General features: G+C 70.5%; 19 protein-coding genes. 14 read left to right on the forward strand and 5 right to left on the reverse strand.

Annotation, left to right across the window (positions count from 1 at the left end):
- Window positions 1-29: 29 nt before the first annotated feature.
- The 3 genes from FB391_RS14580 to FB391_RS14590 all read right to left on the reverse strand — a co-directional run bounded on the left by FB391_RS14580 (window position 30) and on the right by FB391_RS14590 (window position 3,454).
- Window positions 30-944, reverse strand: a complete 915-nt coding sequence (locus tag FB391_RS14580; RefSeq protein ID WP_141895532.1) for a carbohydrate ABC transporter permease — start codon at window positions 942-944, stop codon at window positions 30-32.
- Window positions 941-1,957, reverse strand: coding sequence for a carbohydrate ABC transporter permease (locus tag FB391_RS14585; protein ID WP_246093542.1), 1,017 nt, complete (start codon window positions 1,955-1,957; stop codon window positions 941-943). Before FB391_RS14585 ends, FB391_RS14580 begins: the two co-directional genes overlap by 4 nt.
- Window positions 1,958-2,176: 219 nt before the next feature.
- Complete coding sequence (locus FB391_RS14590; RefSeq protein ID WP_141895536.1) at window positions 2,177-3,454, reverse strand: ABC transporter substrate-binding protein; 1,278 nt, start codon at window positions 3,452-3,454, stop codon at window positions 2,177-2,179.
- A 265-nt stretch (window positions 3,455-3,719) separates the two neighbouring features.
- Here FB391_RS14590 and purS point away from each other — a divergent pair, with 265 nt between their 5' ends.
- The 5 genes from purS (at window position 3,720) to FB391_RS14615 (ending at window position 6,901) form a co-directional block, all read left to right on the forward strand.
- Window positions 3,720-3,968 (forward strand): phosphoribosylformylglycinamidine synthase subunit PurS, encoded by a 249-nt coding sequence (gene purS / locus FB391_RS14595; RefSeq protein ID WP_141895538.1) that lies wholly within the window; start codon window positions 3,720-3,722, stop codon window positions 3,966-3,968.
- Window positions 3,965-4,669, forward strand: coding sequence for a phosphoribosylformylglycinamidine synthase subunit PurQ (gene purQ, locus FB391_RS14600; RefSeq protein ID WP_141895540.1), 705 nt, complete (start codon window positions 3,965-3,967; stop codon window positions 4,667-4,669). Before purS ends, purQ begins: the two co-directional genes overlap by 4 nt.
- 124 nt (window positions 4,670-4,793) lie before the next feature.
- A complete protein-coding gene (locus FB391_RS14605) occupies window positions 4,794-5,726 on the forward strand; it encodes a 2-hydroxyacid dehydrogenase (RefSeq protein ID WP_185843114.1) in 933 nt (310 codons plus the stop codon).
- A 25-nt stretch (window positions 5,727-5,751) separates the two neighbouring features.
- Window positions 5,752-6,222, forward strand: a complete 471-nt coding sequence (locus tag FB391_RS14610; protein ID WP_141895542.1) for an anthrone oxygenase family protein — start codon at window positions 5,752-5,754, stop codon at window positions 6,220-6,222.
- Window positions 6,223-6,319: 97 nt separating this feature from the next.
- Entirely contained in the window at window positions 6,320-6,901 is a 582-nt protein-coding gene (locus FB391_RS14615; RefSeq protein WP_141895544.1) for a pyridoxamine 5'-phosphate oxidase family protein, read from the forward strand.
- Between the two features lie 33 nt (window positions 6,902-6,934).
- Here the strand turns inward: FB391_RS14615 and FB391_RS14620 are convergent, their stop codons facing one another.
- Window positions 6,935-7,450 carry an adenine phosphoribosyltransferase gene (locus FB391_RS14620; RefSeq protein WP_141895546.1) on the reverse strand — a complete coding sequence of 172 codons (516 nt, stop codon included), beginning with the start codon at window positions 7,448-7,450 and terminating at the stop codon, window positions 6,935-6,937.
- 125 nt (window positions 7,451-7,575) lie between these two features.
- Here FB391_RS14620 and FB391_RS14625 point away from each other — a divergent pair, with 125 nt between their 5' ends.
- The 3 genes from FB391_RS14625 (at window position 7,576) to FB391_RS14635 (ending at window position 11,685) form a co-directional block, all read left to right on the forward strand.
- Complete coding sequence (locus FB391_RS14625) at window positions 7,576-9,273, forward strand: glycoside hydrolase family 13 protein (RefSeq protein ID WP_141895547.1); 1,698 nt, start codon at window positions 7,576-7,578, stop codon at window positions 9,271-9,273.
- A 132-nt stretch (window positions 9,274-9,405) separates the two neighbouring features.
- The gene (locus tag FB391_RS14630; RefSeq protein ID WP_141895549.1) at window positions 9,406-10,425 is read left to right on the forward strand and encodes a LacI family DNA-binding transcriptional regulator; all 1,020 of its coding nucleotides are present in this window, start codon (window positions 9,406-9,408) and stop codon (window positions 10,423-10,425) included.
- A gap of 33 nt (window positions 10,426-10,458) precedes the next feature.
- Window positions 10,459-11,685: an amidohydrolase gene (locus FB391_RS14635; RefSeq protein ID WP_141895550.1), complete on the forward strand. Its 1,227-nt coding sequence runs from the start codon at window positions 10,459-10,461 to the stop codon at window positions 11,683-11,685.
- A gap of 295 nt (window positions 11,686-11,980) precedes the next feature.
- On the opposite strand, the gene FB391_RS14640 is transcribed toward FB391_RS14635, so the two are convergent.
- Window positions 11,981-13,048 carry a VanZ family protein gene (locus tag FB391_RS14640; RefSeq protein WP_246093536.1) on the reverse strand — a complete coding sequence of 356 codons (1,068 nt, stop codon included), beginning with the start codon at window positions 13,046-13,048 and terminating at the stop codon, window positions 11,981-11,983.
- A gap of 75 nt (window positions 13,049-13,123) precedes the next feature.
- Between FB391_RS14640 and FB391_RS14645 the strand changes: the two genes are divergently transcribed.
- From FB391_RS14645 to kdpB, 6 genes are all read left to right on the forward strand, one after another.
- Entirely contained in the window at window positions 13,124-15,274 is a 2,151-nt protein-coding gene (locus FB391_RS14645; protein WP_141895552.1) for an APC family permease, read from the forward strand.
- A gap of 107 nt (window positions 15,275-15,381) precedes the next feature.
- Window positions 15,382-16,683: a cysteine desulfurase gene (locus FB391_RS14650; protein WP_141895554.1), complete on the forward strand. Its 1,302-nt coding sequence runs from the start codon at window positions 15,382-15,384 to the stop codon at window positions 16,681-16,683.
- Entirely contained in the window at window positions 16,680-17,132 is a 453-nt protein-coding gene (gene sufU / locus FB391_RS14655; protein WP_141895555.1) for a Fe-S cluster assembly sulfur transfer protein SufU, read from the forward strand. Before FB391_RS14650 ends, sufU begins: the two co-directional genes overlap by 4 nt.
- Window positions 17,133-17,324: 192 nt before the next feature.
- A complete protein-coding gene (locus FB391_RS14660; protein WP_141895557.1) occupies window positions 17,325-17,414 on the forward strand; it encodes a potassium-transporting ATPase subunit F in 90 nt (29 codons plus the stop codon).
- Entirely contained in the window at window positions 17,414-19,096 is a 1,683-nt protein-coding gene (kdpA, locus tag FB391_RS14665; RefSeq protein ID WP_141895558.1) for a potassium-transporting ATPase subunit KdpA, read from the forward strand. Before FB391_RS14660 ends, kdpA begins: the two co-directional genes overlap by 1 nt.
- 1 nt (window position 19,097) lies before the next feature.
- Window positions 19,098-21,305, forward strand: coding sequence for a potassium-transporting ATPase subunit KdpB (gene kdpB / locus FB391_RS14670; RefSeq protein ID WP_141895560.1), 2,208 nt, complete (start codon window positions 19,098-19,100; stop codon window positions 21,303-21,305).
- Window positions 21,306-21,308: the final 3 nt, after the last annotated feature.

Below are 21,308 nucleotides of genomic sequence, written 5' to 3' on the forward strand. Positions count from 1 at the left end.
ATGCCGGGGGCCGGGGCAGGGCGGTAGCCCTAGCCCTTGACGGCCCCGGCCATGATGCCGCTGACGAGCTGCTTGCCGGTGAAGACGAACAGGATCAGCAGCGGGATGGTCGCGAGGAGCACACCGGCGAGCACGACCGAGTAGTCGACGAAGTAGTTCGACTGCAGCAGCTGGAGGGCCACCGGCAGGGTCGGGTTCTGCGGGTCGAGGACGATGAACGGCCAGAAGAAGTTGTTCCACGCCGTCACGAACGTGAACAGGCCCAGCATCGCCGCCGCGGGACGCGCGGCCGGCAGGCCGACGGTCATGAACGTGCGGAACGAGTTGGCGCCGTCGACGCGGGCCGCCTCGATGAGCTCGTCGGGCACGGTCTGGCGCAGGTACTGGGTCATCCAGAACACGCCGAACGCGGTGACCAGCGCCGGGATGATGATCGCGCCGATCTGGCCGGTCCAGCCGAGGTCGGCGAACAGGATGTACAGCGGTACGACGCCGAGCTGGGTGGGCACGGCCATGGTGGCGATCACGAAGATCAGCAGGATGTTGCCGCCCTTGAAGCGGAGCTTCGCGAAGGCCCAGCCGGCGAGGGTCGAGAAGAACACGACCGACAGCGCGATGACCGTCGAGCTCCAGATGGAGTTCCACAGCGCGGTCCAGAAGTTGACGGCGTCGTTGTTCACCACCGCAGCGGCGTTGGCCAGGAAGTTGCCGCCGGGGATCCACGACATGTTGGGGTCGCGGATCGTCGAGGAGTCGCCCGACCCGATCAGCAGGGACCAGTAGTACGGCAGCAGCGAGGCCAGCAGCACGAAGCTGAGGGCGGTGTAGACGAACCAGCCGGGCCGCTCGCCGGCCCCGCCGCGCCGCCGGCGGCGGCGACGGTTCTCTTCGGGAGCGATCTCGGTGTCGTCGAGGTGCAGAGGCATCGCGGTCGTGGCGCTCATCGCACGGTCTCCTTCTGGGCGCTGGCGGACGAGGTGTCGGCGACGGCGCGGTGGGCGTCGGCGGCGACGGAGGCGCGAGCCGCACGGGCAGCCGCTCGTCGCTGCTTGCGGGTCAGCTGACCGCGCCCGCCTTCGTCGCGGATGAGGCTCTGCGACACGAACAGGTTGACGACGCCGATTGCCAGGATGATGAGGAACAGGATCCACGCGAGCGCCGCGGCCCGGCCGAAGTTCCATTCGCCCCAGCCGATGTTGTACAGCCAGAGGCTGATCGTCAGCCACTGCGAGTTCGCGCCGCCGGTGCCGAACTGGTCGTACATGCGCGGCTCGTCGAAGATCTGCAGGCCGCCGATGGTCGACGTGATGATCACGAAGATGAGGGTGGGGCGCAGGCTCGGGACGGTGATCGAGAAGAACTGGCGGATCTTGCCCGCGCCGTCGACGGTGGCCGCCTCGTAGTAGTCGCGCGGGATGGCCTGCATCGCGGCGAGGAGGATGAGGGTGTTGTAGCCGGTCCAGCGGAAGTTGACCATCGTGGCGATCGCGATGTGGCTCGCGAAGGCGTTGGAGTGCCACGGGATGTCGGGGATGCCGATCCGGTTGAGCAGGGTGTTGATGATGCCGTACTGGTCGCCAAACATGTTGCTGAAGATGAGGGCGACGGCGACGGGGGCCATGACGTAGGGGACGAGGACGCCCATGCGCCAGAACGTCTTGGCGCGGATGTTCTGGTCGAGCATCGCGGCGATGAAGATGGCGGCGATGAGCTGCGGGATGCTCGACAGCAGGAAGATGCTGAAGGTGTTGCGCAGCGCGGTCCAGAACTTGGGGTTCGACAGGATCCACTCGTACTGGGCCCACCCGATGAACTCGCCGGAGTTGCGGACGAGGTCCCAGTCCATGAACGAGACGACGGCGGTGTAGCCGATCGGGAAGAGCCCGATCACGATGAAGAGGATGAAGAACGGCGAGATGTACAGGTAGGGCGAGAGCTTCAGATCCCACGCCGTCATCCGGTGGCCGAAGCCGATGCGCTTGGGAGTTCGCGAGCTCGGGACGGTGGTGGTCACGTGGGCTCCTCAGTTCGGGTCCGGAGCGGACAGGTGGGCGCCGGCGGCACGGCGCGTGACATGGTGCGGACGAGGCGGGTCGCAATCAGAACCCGCCCCGTCCGGGTCAGAGGGGGCACCGGGAGCCGCCGCTGCGGCAGCGGCCCCCGGCATCCGGATTCATCAGCCGATCGTGTCGACCTCGGAGACCCACTGGTCCCACGACGTCTTCGCGTCCTGCGTTCCGTCCTCGACACGGGTCAGCGCCTGCTGCATCGCGTCGTTGATCTGGAAGTAGTACTGGCCCTTGAACGGCGAGACCGTGACCGCGTTGGCGCGGTCGGTGAAGATCTGGCCCACCGGCGCGTTGTTGAAGTACTCGTTCGTCGAGCTCAGCAGCGTGTCGGACTCGAGCGCCTCGACCTGGCTCGGGAACGTGCCGGCGTTCTCGAACGCCTTGATCTGCTGCTCAGGAGCGGTCAGCCAGTCGGCGAGAGCCTGCGCCTCCTTGACGTGGGGGCCGTTGGCGGGGACGGTCAGGTACGAGCCGCCCCAGTTGCCGCCGCCGTTGGGGAACACGTTGGCGATGTTCCAGCCGGTCGTGTCGGGCGCGTTGCCCGTGATCTGGCCGAGCATCCAGCCGGGGCAGAGCAGCGTCGCGAAGGCGCCGTTCGACATGCCGGCGTACCAGTCGTCCGACCACTGTCCGAGGTGAGCGGACTGCGTGGCGCTCGCGGCGAGCACCTGGTCGTAGATGTCCTTGACCTCGGGGTTCTCGGTGGCGATGATGTCGCCCGACTCCGGGTCCTCGTAGGCAGCCTCGACCTGGTTGATCATGCCCTGGTACGTGCTGCCGGCCGAGTCGAAGAACGCCTCGCCCGTCGCGGCGGTGTACTGGTCGCCCAGCGCGAAGTACTTCGACCAGTCGCCGTCGATCGCCGCGGCGACGTCAGCGGGGTCGGACGGGAGCCCGGCCGCCTCGAAGAGGTCCTGGCGGTAGCAGACGGCCTCGGGGCCGATGTCGGTGCCGTAGCCGATGAGGTTGCCGTCGGGGTCGGTCGCAGCCTCGGTCTTCCAGTCGAGCCAGCGGTCGGTCAGGTCGTCCGGGACCGGCGCGAGCAGGTCGGAGTACTTCATGACCTCGGGAAGCCAGTCGACCTCGATGGCCTCGATGTCGGCGAGACCCTTCTTGCCGAGCTTCTGGAAGTAGTTGGCGCGGGCGTCGTTCGACGTCGCGGCCCGGTTGTGCACGACCTTCACGTTCGGGTTCTCATCCATGTACTCCTTGAGGAGCTCATCGGTGTAGCCGAAGTCGTTGAAGGTGGCGACGGTCAGCGTGATCTTCTCGTCCGAGCTGCCGGCGTCGTCACCGTTGCCGCTGGCGCAGCCGGCGAGGACGATGGCCGAAGCCGAGAATGCGGCGAGTGCCACGGCGCTTCTGCGGAAGGCGCGTGCGTTCACTGTCACTCCTTTGTGTTTTCAGGGGTTCTCTGTGTTGCAGGACCGACTCGGACGGGTGCCGCGCCGGCTGGCCGTGGGAGCGTTCCCACCAACCGAGAGGCAACGTTATGGGATCGCTCCCACGAAAGTCAAGGGAGCGCTCCCATGGACGGGTCACGGTTTGATCACGACCCCCGTCCGACCCCGTCGCGAGCCTGGGAACCGAGGGGATGCCGGGGCCCGTAGACTGGAGGCGACCCCTTCCCGCGACATCCGGAGCTGTCACATGCCCACCATCGTCGTCGACGTCATGCCCAAGGCCGAACTGCTGGACCCCCAGGGGAAGGCCGTCGCCGGCGCGTTCGCGCGGCTCGGAATCTCTGACTTCGCCGGCGTGCGCATCGGCAAGCGGTTCGAGCTCGCGATCGAGGGCGAGGTCACCGACGAGGTCCTCGCCGAGGCCAAGCGCGTCGCCGACGAGATCCTGTCGAATGCGGTCATCGAGGACGTCGTGGGCATCGAGGTCGTGGAATGACCCGTATCGGCGTCATCACCTTCCCCGGCTCGCTCGACGACCGCGACGCGCAGCGCGCGATCCAGATCGCCGGCGCGGAGCCCGTCGCCCTGTGGCACGGCTCGCACGACCTCGAAGGCGTCGACGCGCTCGTGCTCCCGGGCGGCTTCAGCTACGGCGACTACCTGCGCGCGGGAGCGATCGCGGCGCTCGCACCGATCATGTCCGAGGTGAAGGATGCCGCCGCCAAGGGCATGCCGATCCTCGGGATCTGCAACGGCTTCCAGATGCTCGTCGAGGCGCACCTGCTGCCGGGCGGCCTGATCCGCAACGCCCACCAGCAGTTCATCCGCCGCGACCAGCGGCTGCGCGTCGAGAACGCCGACACGGCGTGGACCAGCGACCTGTCGGTCGGGCAAGAGATCGTGATCCCGCTCAAGAACGCCGACGGCGGCTACATCGCCTCGGAGTCCGAGCTCGACCGCCTCGAGGGCGAGGGGCTCGTCGCCTTCCGCTACGTGGGCGTCAACCCGAACGGATCGCTGCGCGACATCGCCGGCATCGCGAACGAGCGCGGCAACGTCGTCGGCCTCATGCCGCACCCCGAGCACGCCGTCGAGCCCGGCTTCGGGCCCGACACGTCGGCCGCGATGCGCTCCGGCGTGGACGGTCTGAGCTTCTTCTCGTCGGCGATCGCCGCGGTCGTCGCGCAGGCCGCCTGACCGCCGGCATCCCTGCTCTCCAGATCAGGTGATCTCGCGCAGACAGGATGATCTGCGCGGAATCGTCCTGTGTCGGCCGGATCTCCTGATCTCGGTGGATGACGACCCCGGTAGCGTGGAGCGGGTGAGCACCGGCATCCCGAATCTCGTCGTCAGCGTCCCCACCGAACAGCTCGCCGCCGATCTCGGCGCGCTGCCCGACAACGTCGAGCTCGTCGTGTGGCCGATGGATGCCGCCGCCCCGCGCGACCGGTTCGACATCGTCGTGCCGCCGTACATGTCGATGGCGCGCGTGCTGGAACGCCTCGAGGGCGTCGAGGTCGGGCTCGTGCAGGGGCAGTCGATCGGCTACGACGGCGTGGCCGACATCCTGCCCGCGGGACTCACGTTCGCCAATGCCGCTTCGGTGCACGAGACGTCGACCGCCGAGCTCGCGGTGGGTCTCGCGATCGCGGCGCAGCGGCACATCGACCGGTTCGCCGTGGACACGGCGTCCGGGCGCTGGTCACCGGTCTTCGCGCAGAGCCTGGCCGACCGCCGCGTGCTGCTGCTCGGGTACGGGGGCGTCGGCAAGGCCGTCGCCGCGCGCCTCGCGCCGTTCGAGGTCGAGCTCACCGCCGTCGCCTCGCACGCGCGCGACGAGGACGGCGTCGCCGTGCACGGGGTGGACGAGCTGCCCGACCTCCTCCCCCGCGCCGAGATCGTGATCCTGACACTGCCCGGCGGCGCGGCCACCCAGAACCTCGTCGACGACGCCTTCCTGGCCGCACTGCCCGACGGCGCGCTGGTCATCAACGTGGGCCGCGGCTCGCTCGTCGACACCGACGCGCTCGTGGACCACGTCGGTCGCGGCCGCATCCGGGCCGCGCTCGACGTCACGGCGCCCGAGCCGCTGCCCGAAGGGCACCCCCTGTGGAGCCTGCCCGGCGTGCTCATCACGCCGCACGTCGGCGGTGCGTCCAGCGCCATGCGCCCACGGGTGGCCAAGCTCGTGCGCACGCAGATCGAGCGCCTCGCCGCGGGTGAGCCGCCCCTCAACGTCGTGCTCGGCGACTGACGCCCCACCCCCACAAGGAGCGCACATGGACGTGCAGGACACCCTCGCGGCGGCGGCCGCGCTGCTCGGTGCGGCGATGGGAGGCCTGTACTTCGGCTTCTCGCTGCTGGTCATGCCGGGCCTCTCTCGGACGCCCGCCGACGCGGCCGTGCGGGCGATGCAGCAGATCAACCGGTCCATCCGCCCGGTGTTCCTGCTGCTGTTCCTCGGCTCGGCGCTCGTGGCGGCGGCCTCCGCGGTCGCCGAGCTCATCGCCTGGCAGGGTGCGGTCTCGGCGTGGCGCCTCGTCGGCGATGTGCTGATCGTCGCCCACTTCTTCATCACCGGTGCGTTCCACATCCCCCGCAACACCGTGGTCGACAGGCTCGCGCCCGATGCCGCCGCAGATCAGCAGGCGTGGCGCGCGATCAGCCGCCAGTGGACCGTGGGCAACCACATCCGCGGCTGGTGCGCCTTCCTCGGCGCCGGCGTGCTGATCGTCACGCTCGTGATCTGACCGGCCCCCGCGCGGCGCCGGGCCGCCGGCATCCACACCCCTTCTCTTCGCCATGACGCTGAGGTAGGACGGAAGGGAAGGAGACGGAGGCCGATCGATGAAGGATCCACGCGAAGCACGCACACCCGGGGTCGAGCGGCTCTCGACCGCCGAGTGCTGGGACTATCTGCAGCAGGCCGACTTCGGACGCCTCGCCGTGATCCACGTCGACGGCGCACCTGACATCTTTCCGGTCAACCACCTCGCGTACGAGGGGTCGCTGTTCGTCCGGACGGCACGCGACCCGAAGCTGATGCACATCGCGCACCATCCCCTCGTCGCCTACGAGATAGACGGCGTGACGGACGATGTGCGGTGGAGCGTCGTCGTGCGCGGCCGAGCCGAGCGGGTGGCGCGCGACGACGAGATCCGCGACAGCGGGGTCCGCGAGCTCGCGTCGTCGAGCCCGACGACGAAGCTGTTCGCGATGAAGGTCACCGCGAGCGCGGTGACCGGGCGCCGGTTCCGCCGTGACGCGGCGCACATCGATCGGCTCATCCCCTTCGAAGAGGATGCCGCGGCCCCCGCCGACCCGGAGCCTCGGCCGCGTTCGCGGGGCGAGCGACCGGAGCCGATCCCGCATTTCGGGCCGCCGACCGGGACCACCCCGGTCCTGCCGGAGGACGAGTCGCCCCGATGACGCCGGCCCGGCCCGCGGAACGCGGCGGCGGCGTCAGGCCGTGAAGACGGTGTGGACGTCGCCGACGACACCGCGGCCGCCGAGCGCGGTCAGCTCCATGAGCACGGCGGTGCCCACGACGGTGCCGCCGAGCGTGGTGACGAGTTCGTGCGCGGCGACCAGCGTGCCGCCGGTGGCCAGCACGTCGTCGACGAGCAGGACGCGCATGCCCGGCGTGATGTCGTCGTGCGCCTCGATGGTCGCGGTGCCGTACTCGAGGGCGTATGTGACGGATGCCGCCGGCAGCGGGAGCTTGCCGGCCTTGCGGATCGGCACCAGTCCCGCGCCCGCTTCCATCGCGGCAGCGCCGGCCAGCAGGAAGCCGCGCGCCTCGACGCCGGCGACCACGTCGAACGAGCCCTCGAACGGCGCGATCATCGCGTGGATCACGGTGCGCAGCGCCCGCGGATCGGCCAGCAGCGGTGTGATGTCGCGGAACAGCACCCCGGGCTCGGGGTAGTCGGGGATGGTGCGGATGAGCGATTCAGCGCGGGTGAGGGCTTCGGACACGCGCTTCACCCTACGCCCGCGTCCTGAACGCCGGTCCCGGCGTCGTCCGCCTGGCTCGCGCGCGCCTGCGGGCGCGTCACCCGCGCGCGAGCGGGGAGTGTAAGCGCTTGCAGTACACTGGCCGAATGACTTCCGCAGAGACCGCCGAGCGCACCGCTGCGCCCTTCCCGTCCGCAGAGCCCACGCCCGCCGGCTCCGAGTGGTGGCGCACCGCTGTGATCTACCAGATCTACCCGCGCTCGTTCGCCGACGCGTCGGGCGACGGCATCGGCGACCTGCCGGGGATCACCGCCCACCTCGACGACCTGCAGAGCCTCGGCATCGACGCGATCTGGCTGAGCCCGTTCCAGCGCTCCCCGCAGAAGGACGCCGGCTATGACGTCAGCGACTACTGCGACGTCGACCCGCTGTTCGGCACGCTGGGCGACTTCGACGACATGCTGGCCGCCGCGCACGCTCGCGGCATCCGCGTCATCGTCGACCTGGTCCCGAACCACTCGTCCGACCAGCACGAGTGGTTCCAGCAGGCTCTCGCCTCCGCCCCCGGCAGCGCCGAGCGCGCGCGCTACATGTTCCGCGACGGCAAGGGCGAGCACGGCGAACTGCCCCCGAACAACTGGGAGTCGGTGTTCGGCGGACCGGCGTGGACCCGCGTGGTCGAGGCCGACGGCACGTCGGGCCAGTGGTACCTGCACCTGTTCGACTCGTCGCAGCCGGACTTCGACTGGTCGAACGAGGAGGTGCGCGAGGAGTTCCGCCGCGTGCTGCGCTTCTGGCTCGACCGCGGTGTGGACGGCTTCCGCGTCGACGTCGCCCACGGTCTCGTGAAGGCCGAGGGCCTGCCCGACTACATCCCGAACCCCGAGGCGGGTTCGATGGGCGGCGAAGACGAGAACGTGCCCTATTGGGGCCAGGACGCCGTGCACGAGGTGTACCGCGACTGGCGCAAGATCCTCGAGGAGTACCCGGGCGACCGTGCCCTCGCCGCCGAGGCGTGGCTGCCGACGGCGGAGCGCACCGCCGAATGGGTCCGCCCGGACGAGATGCACCAGGCGTTCAACTTCCCCTACCTGCAGACCGAATGGGATGCCGCCGACCTGCGCGCGGTGATCGACCTGTCGCTGCGCGCCTTCCCCGGCGTCGGCGCGCCGTCGACGTGGGTGCTGTCGAACCACGACGTCGTACGGCACGCGACGCGTCTCGCGCTGACGGCTGAGAACCCGCAGGGCCACGGCATCGGCCCGGACTCCCCCGGCCAGCCGATCCCCGAGGTGGGCCTGGCCCGCGCCCGCGCGGCGACGACGCTCATGCTCGCGCTCCCCGGCTCGGCGTACCTGTACCAGGGCGAGGAGCTCGGGCTTCCCGAGGTCATCGACATCCCCGGCGAGGCACGCCAGGACCCGACGTGGTTCCGCACGAACGGCGAGCGCTACGGCCGCGACGGCTGCCGCGTCCCGCTCCCCTGGAACGCGGATGCCCCCGCCTACGGCTTCAACGACTCCGGCGCCTCGTGGCTGCCGCAGCCGGCCGAGTGGGCGCGGCTCGCTCGCGACGCCCAGGCGGGCGTCCCCGGCTCGACGCTCGAGCTGTACCGGACGCTCCTCGCCGAGCGGCGCGCCCGTGGTCTCGGGGCGGGCTCGCTCGAGTGGCTCGACGGGTACGGAGTGGATGCCGTCGCATTCCGCAACGGGAATGTCACGGTCGTCGCGAACACCGGCTCCGAGCCTGCCGCGCTGCCGAGCGGTATCGTGATCGCATCGAGCGGTCCCGTCACCGACGTGGTCCCCGCCGACACGGCCGTCTGGGTGGTCGACCAGGTCTGACCCGCCCGGCCGGCGTGCGGCATCCACTCATCGACACAGACACACACACACGATGAGTGGGCGTAGATGCACGCGACACGCCTGGCGTGTTGTACATATGAGCCAAGTCAACGAAGGGGACAGGGAGACGACGTGGTCAGCATCGACGAGGTCGCCCGCGCGGCGGGCGTCTCGACGGCGACCGTCTCACGCGCGCTGAGCGGGCGCGGCCACGTCTCGGCCGGCGCGAAGGCGAAGGTCGAAGAGGCGGCGAAGAGCCTCGGATACGTGGTGTCGGCGTCGGCGTCGAGCCTCGCCTCGGGCCGCACGCGCAACATCGGCGTGCTGGTGCCGTTCCTCGACCGCTGGTTCTTCTCGACGGTGCTGAGCGGCATCGCCTCCGCGCTCATGCGCCGCGGCTACGACATCACGCTGTACAGCCTCACCGCCGACCGCGGCGAGCGTCACGACGTGTTCGACACGTTCCTGCGACGCGGCCGCGTCGACGGCGTGATAGCGATCTCGCTCGAGCTCGGCGACGAAGAGACCGAGCGGCTCGTCGAGCTCGACCTGCCGGTGATCGCGATCGGCGGCCCGAACCCGCGCCTGACGACGCTGACCGTCGACGATGTCGCAGTCGCGCGCCTGGCCACCGAGCATCTCTTGGCGCTCGGGCACCGCGAGATCGCGCACATCGGCGCCAGCCCCGAGTTCGACATCGACTTCCACATCCCCACCCAGCGGCGCCAGGGCTTCGAGCAGGCGCTGGCCGACGCGGGCATCGAGGTCATCCCGTCGCTGTTCGAGCCGGCCGACTTCACGATCGAGGGCGGCTTCCGCGCCGCCAAGCAGCTGCTCGGGAAGCCCGGCGGCCGCCCCACGGCGATCTTCGCGGCATCCGACGAGATGGCGATCGGCGCGCTGCTGGCCGCCCGCGACCTCGGCTACCGCGTGCCCGAGGACCTCTCGGTGATCGGCATCGACGGCCACGAGCTGGGCGAGTTCTTCCGGCTGACGACGGTGGACCAGTTCCCGATGGGCCAGGGCGAGCGGGCGGCCGAGGCGATCCTCGGCGCGCTGGAGGCACCGGACGACGAGGCGCCCACGCACCGCCCCGGCGAGCTGCCGTTCGAGCTCATCGTGCGCGGCTCGACGGCCCGCCTTCCCGGCTGACGACGCCGCCGCGCCCGCGGCTAGGCTCAGGTCATGACGATCGACCTCGAAGCTCTGTACATCGATCTGCACCGGCATCCGGAGCTGTCGTTCCAAGAAACGCGGACGGCGGGGGTGATCGCGCAGCATCTCACCGACCTCGGCATCGAGTTCGAGGAGGGGATCGGCAAGACCGGCGTCGCCGGCGTGATCCGCAACGGCGACGGACCCGTCGTGTGGCTGCGCGCCGACATGGACGCCCTGCCGGTGCCCGAGCAGACGGGCCTCGAGTACGCCAGCACCGCACGCGGCACCGACCCGGCCGGCAATGACGTGCCCGTCATGCACGCGTGCGGCCACGACATGCACGTCACCGCGATGCTGGGCGCACTGGAGCGCTTGGTCGCCTCGACCGACGAGTGGTCGGGCACCGTGGTCGTCGTGTTCCAGCCCGCCGAGGAGTACGGCTCGGGCGCGCAGGCGATGATCGCCGACGGCGTGCTCGACCGGTTCCCGAAGCCCGACATCGTGCTCGGCCAGCACGTCACCCCCCTGCCCGCGGGCACGATCGGCGTGCGCGGCGGTACCCAGATGGCGGCATCCGACGGGCTCACCGTCACCCTGCTGGGCCGCGGCGGGCACGGCTCGCGGCCGCAGGCGACGATCGACCCCGTCGTCATGGCGGCGGCCACCGTCATGCGCCTGCAGACGATCGTGTCGCGCGAGATCGACCCGCGCGACGTCGCGGTCGTCACGGTCGGCTCCATCCACGCCGGCCTCAAGAACAACATCATCCCCGCCGAGGCGAAGCTCGAGCTGAGCCTGCGCTACCCCGACGACGAGGCCCGCGCGGCGGTGCTCGAGAAGGTCGAGCGCATCGTGCGCGCCGAGGCGCAGGCGTCGGGCGCCGAGGAGCCGCCGGTCATCGTCACCGACCACACGCTGCCCCCGACGATCAACGACGTCGCGGCGACGACGCGGCTGACGGCTGCGTTCGACACCGCGTTCGGCGAGGGCACCGTCATCGACCCCGGGATGTTCACCGGCAGCGAGGACGTGTCGTGGTTCGCCCGCGAGGCGGGCGTGCCGCTCGTCTACTGGTTCTGGGGCGGCGTCGATCCCGAGGCGTTCGCGAAGGCGTTCGCCGCGGGCACGGTCGAGCACGACATCCCCACGAACCACTCGCCGTTCTTCGCGCCGGTGATCCAGCCGACGCTCAGCCGCGGCGTCGACGCGCTCGTGGTCGCCGCGCGCGAGTTCCTGGGCGCGCCGGCGGCGTAGTCGAGTGGATGCCGGCGGCCCCGGCCGCCGGCATCCTTCCGCGTCAGCGCTCGACGGGCTCGACGTTCGGGCACCAGTCGCGCCGCCGCTGTGTTCGCAGAATCGGATCCGCTTGAGCGGACCTCGCCCGCAACACGCCGGGGCACGGGGCTCACGCGCCCGCGTGTCGGGCGCCGGATCCGCGTGAGCGGATCCGCGTGAGCCGACGGCGGCGAGACGCGGAGGCGAGACGCGGGGGCGAGACGCAACCCTGGCCGGGGCTGCCGGCAGCCGGGGGTTCCGGCATCCTTCCGCGTCAGCGCTCGACGGGCTCGACAGGCTCGCGGGCGTCCACCAGGCGCTGGCCCGAGACGATGCCGGGCAGGCCGCGGCGGTCATCGGTGGTGAGGACGAGCACCGCCGAGACGAGCGCGAAGGCGCCGGTCACGACGCCCCAGGCGCCGGGAAGGGCGCTCAGCAGCAGGTAGCCGCCGATGCCGCCGAGAAACCGCAGCGGCCGCGCGAGCGCCGGCGGCAGCTGGCCGCCGGTGTAGCGCAGCTGCACGGCGTGGTCGCCGATCGTGCGTCCGGTGGCGAGCGTCACCGTGAGCCACAGGGCGATCGGCACGGCGCCGGCCACGGCGTTCGCCGCGGTGCCCTCGCGCACGGCCCGGTCGGCGCCGAGCGCATACAGCAGCAGCTGGAAGCCGACGGCGACGGCGACGCCGAGCACCCATGCCGCGAGCACGTCGCACAGCATCGCGAGGAACCGGCGGCGGCGCGTGATCGGACGCGGCGACTCGGCGTCCGGGAACTTCGGCGTTCCCCAGTGGCGGCGCGGCACCGCCAGCGCGAGCACCGAGCCGATCAGCGCGCCGAGCGTGTTGCTCAGCAGGTCGTCGACGTCGAACACGCGGTACGCGCACGGGTAGAGGCCCCACACCCCGGTGAGCTGCGTGGTCTCGATGAAGGCCGAGACGCCGAGGCCCACGAGAAGGGCGGTGGGGATGCCACGACCGCCGAGCACGCGCACGAAGAAGCCGAGCGGCACGAACAGCAGCACGTTCAGCAGCAGCTGCAGCACGGCCGGGTCGGTGAGGGTGCGGCCGGGGCGGGCGAACGCCCCGCGGATGTCGCCGACGAAGGCCAGCACGTCGAGGTTGACCCCCGCGCACCGGATCGTGCCGGGGTCGGGAAGGGGCAGCAGGGTGTACGTCCAGATCGCCATGAGATACACCAGTGCGGCGCCCCACAGCACGAACCGGCCGATCCCGAATCCTCCGCGCCGGCGGTAGCTGAGCGCCACGAACGGGACGAACAGGAAGACGCCGACGACGAGGCCGGCGGCGATGGCGAGCACCCCCAGAATCACCTGTTCATCCACCGTTTGAGTCTCTCAGAGGAGCACGCCGTATGGATTCCGTGAGGATGCCTGTCCGGATGCGTCCTCACGGAATCCATGCGCGTAATATCGCCCGCCGTGACGAACGAAAGCCGCGAGCAGTCGGTCGATGAGGCGCCGATGGCCAAGCGCCTCATCCTGGGGGATCCGCTCGCCTCCACGGACTCCGACGAGCACCTGCTCCCGAAGAAACTGGCGCTGCCGATCTTCGCGTCCGACGCGCTGTCGTCGGTCGCCTACGCGCCGCAGGAGCTGCTGCTCATCCTCATGACGGGTGGCCTGGCGTTCCTCGCCTTCGCGCCGTGGATCGCGGCCGCCGTCGTCGTGCTGCTCGTCGTCGTGGTGATCAGCTACCGTCAGCTCATCAAGGCCTACCCCTCGGGCGGCGGCGACTACGAGGTCGCCCGCAAGAACCTCGGCGAGATCCCCGGGGTGATCGTGGCCTCGGCCCTGCTCGTGGACTACGTCCTCACGGTGGCGGTGTCGGTCGCGTCGGGCGTCGACAACATCATCTCGGCGCTCCCGGGCCTCAACCCGTGGCGCGTGGAGCTGGCGGTCGGGTTCGTCATCCTCATCGTCGTGATCAACCTGCGCGGCGTGCGGGAGGCATCCCGCGCGTTCGCGATCCCGACCTACGTCTTCATCGGGTCGGTGGGCGTCATGATCGTCGTCGGCCTCATCGAGATCGCGACGGGCAACGCCCCCGTCGCCTCGAGCGCCCAGTACGCGGTCGAGACGCAGGACATCACGCAAGCGGCCGTCATCCTGCTCGTGCTGCGCGCGTTCTCCAGCGGCTGTTCGGCCCTGACGGGCGTCGAGGCGGTCTCGAACGGCGTACAGGCGTTCCGCCGCCCCAAGGTCAAGAACGCGCAGACGACGCTCGCCATGATGGGTGGCATCGCGATCCTGCTGTTCACCGGCCTGACCGCGATCGCCCTCGTGTCGGGCGTCCACTACGCCGAGAACCCCTGCGACCTCATCGGCTTCGACTGCTCCAACCCGCAGCCGAGCCTCATGGCGCAGGTCTCGTCGGCCGTGTTCGGCATGAACTCGATCCCGTTCTTCATCATCCAGGCGGCGACGGCGGTCGTGCTGCTGCTGGCGGCGAACACGGCGTTCAACGGCTTCCCGCTGCTCGGGTCGGTGCTCGCCCGCGACGGCTACGCGCCGAAGGCCCTCAACACCCGCGGCGACCGTCTCGTGTACTCGAACGGCATGATCATCCTCGGCCTCATCGCCATCGGGGTGCTGATCGTCTACCAGGCCAACCTCACGAACCTGATCCAGCTGTACATCATCGGCGTCTTCGTGTCGTTCACGATCGGCCAGATCGGCATGATCCGGCACTGGACGCGCGGCATCCGCGAGATCGGCCGGCTGCCCACGGACCAGCGCAGCTCGCAGAGCGTGCGCGGCGAGCTGTTCGGCCTGCGCAAGGGCCTGTTCATCAACTCGCTCGGCGCCACCATGACGGCGTCGGTGCTCGTGATCGTGACGATCACGAAGTTCACGCACGGCGCGTGGCTCGTGTTCCTCGCGATCCCCATCCTGTCGTTCCTCATGGTGGGCGTGCACCGGTACTACCGCGACGTCGAGCATGAGATCGAGATGGACGACCAGACGCACTTCGGCTCGTCGGGCGACGTGGCGATCATCCTCGTCAACAAGCTGCAGAAGCCGGTGGTCAAGGCCGTCGACTACGCCCTCGCCGCCAAGCACGACAAGACCTTCGCGGTGCATATCGCCGTCTCGAAGGACGACACCGAGGCGATCGAGGCGGAATGGCGCCGCCACCGCATGCCGATCCCGCTCAAGATCATCGAGTCGCCGTACCGGACCTACGCGGGGCCCATCGCCGAGTGGGTGCGCAAGTACCGTGAGGAGCACGGCTCGTCGGTGGTCACCGTCTACCTGCCGCAGTACATCGTCGGCCACTGGTGGGAGGGGCTGCTGCACAACCGTCGCGCCCGCCGCATCGCGCAGCAGCTGATGCTGGTGCACGGCGTCTCGATCACGCTCGTGCCCTGGCTGCTCGACTCGTCCGAGCTCATCTACGGACGCCGCTCCCGCGTGCTGCCCGGCGACGAGCGCGCCGGCCGCGCCGGTCAGCACGCCGTGCCGGCCGTCGAACGACGGGGCCGACGCGTCGTGCGCCCTGCCGGTCCTCCGGCGCCCAGCGAGAGCGCCGAGGTCTCGCGCCAGGGCTGACCCGCCTTCGGCGTCGAGGGATGCCGGCGGGGAGGGATGCCGGCGGTGGAGGGATGCCGCGGCCGACGGCCGACCCAGGGCGGCGGCATCCCGCGTAGCCTTAAGGGGTGACCTCTGCACCCGTTCCTCCCACCGCGCCGGCCGCGCTCGACGCGGAGGCCCTGCGCGCCGACTTCCCGATCCTCGGCGAGCGCGTGAACGGCGAACGCCTGGTCTACCTCGACTCGGGCGCGACGAGCCAGAAGCCGCAGGCGGTCATCGACGCCGAGGTGGCGTTCCTGACCCGGGCGAACTCGGCGGTCCACCGCGGCGCCCACACGCTCGCGGCCGAGGCCACAGAGCTGTTCGAGGACGCCCGCACCACCGTTGCGGGCTTCGTCGGCGCCCGGCCCGAACAGCTGGTGTGGACGAGCGGCGCGACGGCGGGAATCAACCTCGTCGCGTATGCGATCGGCAACGCGAGCGTCGGACGCGGAGCGCCCGCCAGCGCCCGCTTCGCCCTGCGCCCCGGTGACGAGATCGTGGTGACCGAGACCGAGCACCACGCCAACCTCATCCCCTGGCAGGAGCTCGCGGCGCGCACCGGCGCCGTGCTGCGCCACATCCCGGTCCGTGACGACGGCACCCTCGACCTCGAGGCGGCGACAGCCCTCATCGGCGAGCGCACCCGCGTCGTCGCGTTCACGCACGTGTCGAACGTGCTCGGCATCGTGAACCCGGTGTCCGAGCTCGTGGCCCTCGCTCAGGCCGTGGGAGCGGTGACCGTGCTCGACGCGTGCCAGTCCGCACCCCATCTGCCCCTCGATCTGCCGGCACTCGGCGTCGATCTCGCGGTGTTCTCGGGTCACAAGATGCTCGGCCCGTACGGCGTCGGCGGCCTGTACGGACGCGCCGACGTGCTCGAGGCGCTGCCGCCGTTCCTGACCGGCGGCTCGATGATCACCACCGTCACGCTGGACGAGGCGCAGTACCTGGCGCCGCCGCAGCGGTTCGAGGCCGGCACGCAGCCGGTGTCGCAGGCGATCGCGCTGGCGGCCGCCGTCCGGTATCTCGACGGCCTCGGGATGGAGGCCGTCCACGCGCACGAGAAGGCCCTCGAAGCGCGCCTGGGCGAGGGCCTGCGCGCCCTGCCCGGGATCCGGCTGCTCGGCGATGCGCCCGGCGCCGACCGCGTCGGCCTGTGGGCGTTCGACGTCGACGGCGTGCACGCCCATGATGTGGGACAGTTCCTCGACGCGCGCGGTGTCGCGGTCCGCGTCGGGCACCACTGCGCCCAGCCGCTGCACCGCCGGTTCGGTCTGACCGCCACGGTGCGGGCCTCCACGTCGGTCTACAACACCGCGGACGACGTCGACGTGTTCCTCGACGCGCTGTCGGGCGTCCGCTCGTTCTTCGGAGCCAGCGCATGAGCGGCCTCGACGCGCTCTACCAGGAGCTCATCCTCGACCATTCCAAGCGCCCCCACGGCAAGGGGCTCGCCGACGAGGCGCCGCACACCGCCTCGTCGTACCAGCGCAACCCCATCTGCGGCGACGAGATCACGGTGCGCGTGCGCGTGTCGGACGACGGCTCCGAGGTGGCGGAGGTCACGTGGGACGGCGCCGGCTGCTCGATCTCGCAGGCGTCCGCGTCGATGCTCGCCGCGCTGATCGAAGAAGAGGACGGGATGCCGCGCGCCGAGGCATCCACTCTCGTCGACGGGTTCCGCGAAGCGCTGCGCTCCCGCGGCGAGCTGCCGCTGGACGAAGAGGTGTTCGGCGATGCCGCCGCCCTCTCCGGCGTATCGAAGTACACCGCGCGGGTGAAGTGCGCGATGCTCGCGTGGGTCGCCTTCGAGGACGCTCTCGCCCGCGCCTGAGCCCGCGCACGGCCCCGTCGCCCGTCAGCGTCGCGTGAGCATGGGCGCGCGGGGCGTTCGGATTCCGTGAGGACGTGAGCTGCGGCGTCCGCGCGACGGTTGCATCGGATCCGTGCTCGATGTCATCTACCTCGCCCTGACACTCGCCCTGTTCGCGCTCGTCGGGCTGATCGCGAAGGGGGCGGAGAAGCTGTGACGGTTCTCTCGCTGCTCGCCGCCGCGCTCGGCCTCGCCGCTGTCGTCTACCTCGTGATGGCGCTCGTGAAGCCGGAGAAGTTCTGATGGATGCCGCGGCCGTGACCACCGGCATCCTTCAGATCCTCACCGTCCTGCTGATCCTCGCGGTGCTGTACCGGCCGCTCGGGGACTGGATCGCCCGGGTCTTCACGTCCGAGAAGGACTGGCGCGTCGAACGCGGCATGTACCGCCTCGTCGGCGTGGACCCCCGCTCGCAGCAGACCTGGCAGGCGTACGCGCGCGGCGTGCTCGTCTTCTCGCTCATGGGCGTGCTGTTCGTCTACGCGCTGCAGCGGTTCCAGGCCGTGCTCCCGTACTCCCTGGGGCTTCCGGCGGTTCCCGAGGGGCTGGCCTTCAACACGGCGGCCTCGTTCGTCGCCAACACGAACTGGCAGTCGTACTCGCCCGAGGTGACGATGGGCTACACCGTCCAGCTCGCGGGCCTGGCCGTGCAGAACTTCGTCTCGGCCGCCGTCGGCATCGCCGTGGCCGTCGCGCTCGTGCGCGGCTTCACGCGGCGGGGCGCCTCGACCATCGGCAACTTCTGGGTCGATCTGACACGAGGGCTCACGCGCCTGCTGCTGCCGCTGGCCCTCGTCGCGGCGGTGGCGCTGATCGCCGCGGGCGTCGTGCAGAACTTCACCGGGTTCGTCGACGTCGGCACGATCGCGGGCGGCACCCAGTCGATCCCGGGGGGCCCGGTCGCGAGCCAGGAGGCGATCAAGGAGCTCGGCACGAACGGCGGCGGGTTCTTCAACGCCAACTCGGCGCACCCGTTCGAGAACCCCACGCCCTGGTCGAACGTGTTCGAGATCCTCCTGATCCTCGCGATCCCGGTCGCGCTGCCGCGGGCCTTCGGCCGCATGGTCGGCGACGATCGCCAGGGCTATGCGATCCTCGCCGTGATGGGCTCCATCGCGATCGTGTCGATCACCGCCGTCACGTGGCTGGAGTCGCTGGGGCTCGGCACGGCGCCGCAGCTGGCCGGCTCGGCCATGGAGGGCAAAGAGGCCCGGTTCGGCATCTTCGGCTCGACGCTGTTCGCCGGCGCCACGACGCTCACGAGCACGGGCGCGGTGAACTCGATGCACGACTCGTACACGGCGCTGGGCGGCATGATCCCGATGGTCAACATGATGCTCGGCGAGATCGCGCCCGGCGGCGTCGGATCGGGCCTGTACGGCATGCTCGTGCTCGCGATCATCGCCGTGTTCGTCGGTGGACTCCTCGTCGGACGCACACCCGAGTACCTGGGCAAGAAGATCGGACCGACGCAGATCAAGCTCGCGAGCCTGTACATCCTCGTCACGCCCACGCTGGTGCTCGTGGGAACCGCGCTGAGCTTCGCCATCCCGCCCATCCGGTCCGACATGGAGTCGACGTCGATCTGGAATCCCGGTGTGCACGGCCTGAGCGAGGTGCTCTACGCCTTCACCTCGGCGGCCAACAACAACGGCTCCGCGTTCGCGGGACTCACCGCGAACACCCCCTGGCTCAACACGGCGCTCGGCGTCGCGATGCTGCTCGGCCGCTTCATCCCGATCGTGCTCGTGCTGGCCCTCGCCGGCTCGCTGGCCGCACAGGACTCCGTGCCGTCGACCGCCGGCACGCTGCCCACGCACCGACCGCAGTTCGTCGGCCTGCTCGCCGTCGTCGCCGTGGTCATCACCGCCCTCACCTACTTCCCCGTTCTCACGCTGGGTCCCCTGGCGGAAGGTCTCGTCTGAAATGTCCACTGTCACATCACGCCCGGTCCCTGAGCCCGTCGAAGGGCGCTCAACGACCGAGGAGGACGCCCGCCCCGTCGCAGGCAGCGTTCCCCCGAAGGCCCCGAGATCGCCCCGCGCCTTCAGCGCCGCGCAGCTGTGGGCGGCGCTCCCCGGAGCGCTGCGCAAGCTCGACCCGGCCGCGCTGTGGCGCAACCCCGTCATGTTCCTGGTGTGGGTGGGCGCGGCGCTCACCACCGTCATCGCGATCGCCGAGCCGTTCCTCGGCGGCCCCGAGGCCTCCGGCGGCACCGCCGTGCCGTTCGGATTCACGTGGGGCATCGCGATCTGGCTGTGGCTGACGGTCCTCTTCGCGAACCTCGCCGAGTCGGTCGCCGAAGGCCGCGGAAAGGCCCAGGCGGCGACGCTGCGCAAGACCCGGACCTCGACGACGGCCCGCCGCGTCACCGCCTACGACCGGGATCGGGATGCCGCGGCCGAGCACGCCGAGACCGTCGACGTCGCCTCCGCCGACCTGAAGCTCGGCGACGTCGTCGTCGTCACGGCGGGCGAGCTGATCCCCGGCGACGGCGACATCGTGAACGGCATCGCGACCGTCGACGAGTCGGCCATCACCGGTGAGTCCGCCCCCGTCGTACGGGAGTCCGGCGGCGACCGCTCCGCGGTCACCGGCGGCACGCGCGTGCTGTCGGACCGCATAGTGGTGCGCATCACCTCGAAGCCCGGCGAGACCTTCGTCGACCGGATGATCGCGCTCGTCGAGGGAGCGAGCCGGCAGAAGACTCCGAACGAGATCGCGCTCGGCATCCTGCTGGCGAGCCTGTCGATCGTGTTCGTCGTGGTCGTGCTGACACTCAACCCCATCGCGTCGTACGCAGCGGCCACGGTGAGCATCCCCGTGCTCGTGGCGCTGCTGGTGTGCCTCATCCCGACGACGATCGGCGCCCTGCTGTCGGCGATCGGCATCGCCGGCATGGACCGCCTCGTGCAGCGCAACGTGCTGGCGATGTCGGGGCGCGCGGTCGAGGCCGCGGGCGACGTGACCACGCTGCTCCTCGACAAGACCGGCACCATCACGTACGGCAACCGGCGCGCGTCCGACTTCGTGACCATGCCCGGTGTCGACGACGCCGAACTGGCTCACGCGGCGGCGCTCTCATCGCTCGCCGACCCCACGCCCGAGGGTGTGTCGGTCGTGGAGCTGGCCGCCGTGCGCGGCATCCGGGTCGACGCGCCCCAGGGGTCGGCGGTCGTCCCGTTCACCGCGCAGACCCGCATGAGCGGCGTCGACCTCGCGGACGGCACCCAGGTGCGCAAGGGCGCGGGGTCGGCCGTGCTGGCCTGGCTGGAGGCATCCGGCTCCCCCGTCCCGACCTCGACGCGCGCGCTGCTGACGAGCGAGACCGACGCCATCGCGCAGTCCGGCGGCACCCCGCTGGTGGTCGCGACCCTCGCCGCCGACGGTGCCGGCGCCGTCCTCGGCGTCGTGCACCTCAAGGACATCGTGAAGGACGGCCTGCGCGAGCGGTTCGACGAGCTGCGCGCGATGGGCATCCGCACCGTCATGATCACCGGCGACAACCCGCTCACGGCCGCCGCGATCGCGAAGGAGGCGGGAGTCGACGAATACCTCGCCGAAGCCACGCCCGAAGACAAGCTGGCGCTCATCAGACGCGAGCAGCACGGCGGCAACCTCGTCGCGATGACCGGCGACGGCACCAACGACGCCCCCGCGCTCGCGCAGGCCGACGTCGGCGTGGCGATGAACACGGGCACGTCGGCGGCGAAAGAGGCGGGCAACATGGTCGACCTCGACTCGGACCCGACGAAGCTCATCGACATCGTCCGCATCGGCAAGCAGCTGCTCATCACGCGCGGCGCGCTCACGACGTTCTCGCTCGCGAACGACATCGCCAAGTACTTCGCGATCATCCCGGCGATGTTCATGGGTGTCTTCCCGGGCCTCGCGGCGCTGAACGTCATGCAGCTCAGCTCGCCGGCATCCGCGGTCACCAGCGCGATCATCTTCAACGCGATCATCATCGTGGCGCTCATCCCGCTGTCGCTGCGAGGCGTCAAGTACCGCCCGGCGAGCGCGTCGCAGATCCTCAGCCGCAACCTGCTCGTCTACGGACTGGGCGGTGTGATCGCGCCGTTCATCGGCATCAAGCTCATCGACCTCGTCGTGAGCCTCATCCCGGGCTTCTGAGCG

The organism is Microbacterium kyungheense (assembly GCF_006783905.1).
Lineage (GTDB): Bacteria > Actinomycetota > Actinomycetes > Actinomycetales > Microbacteriaceae > Microbacterium > Microbacterium kyungheense.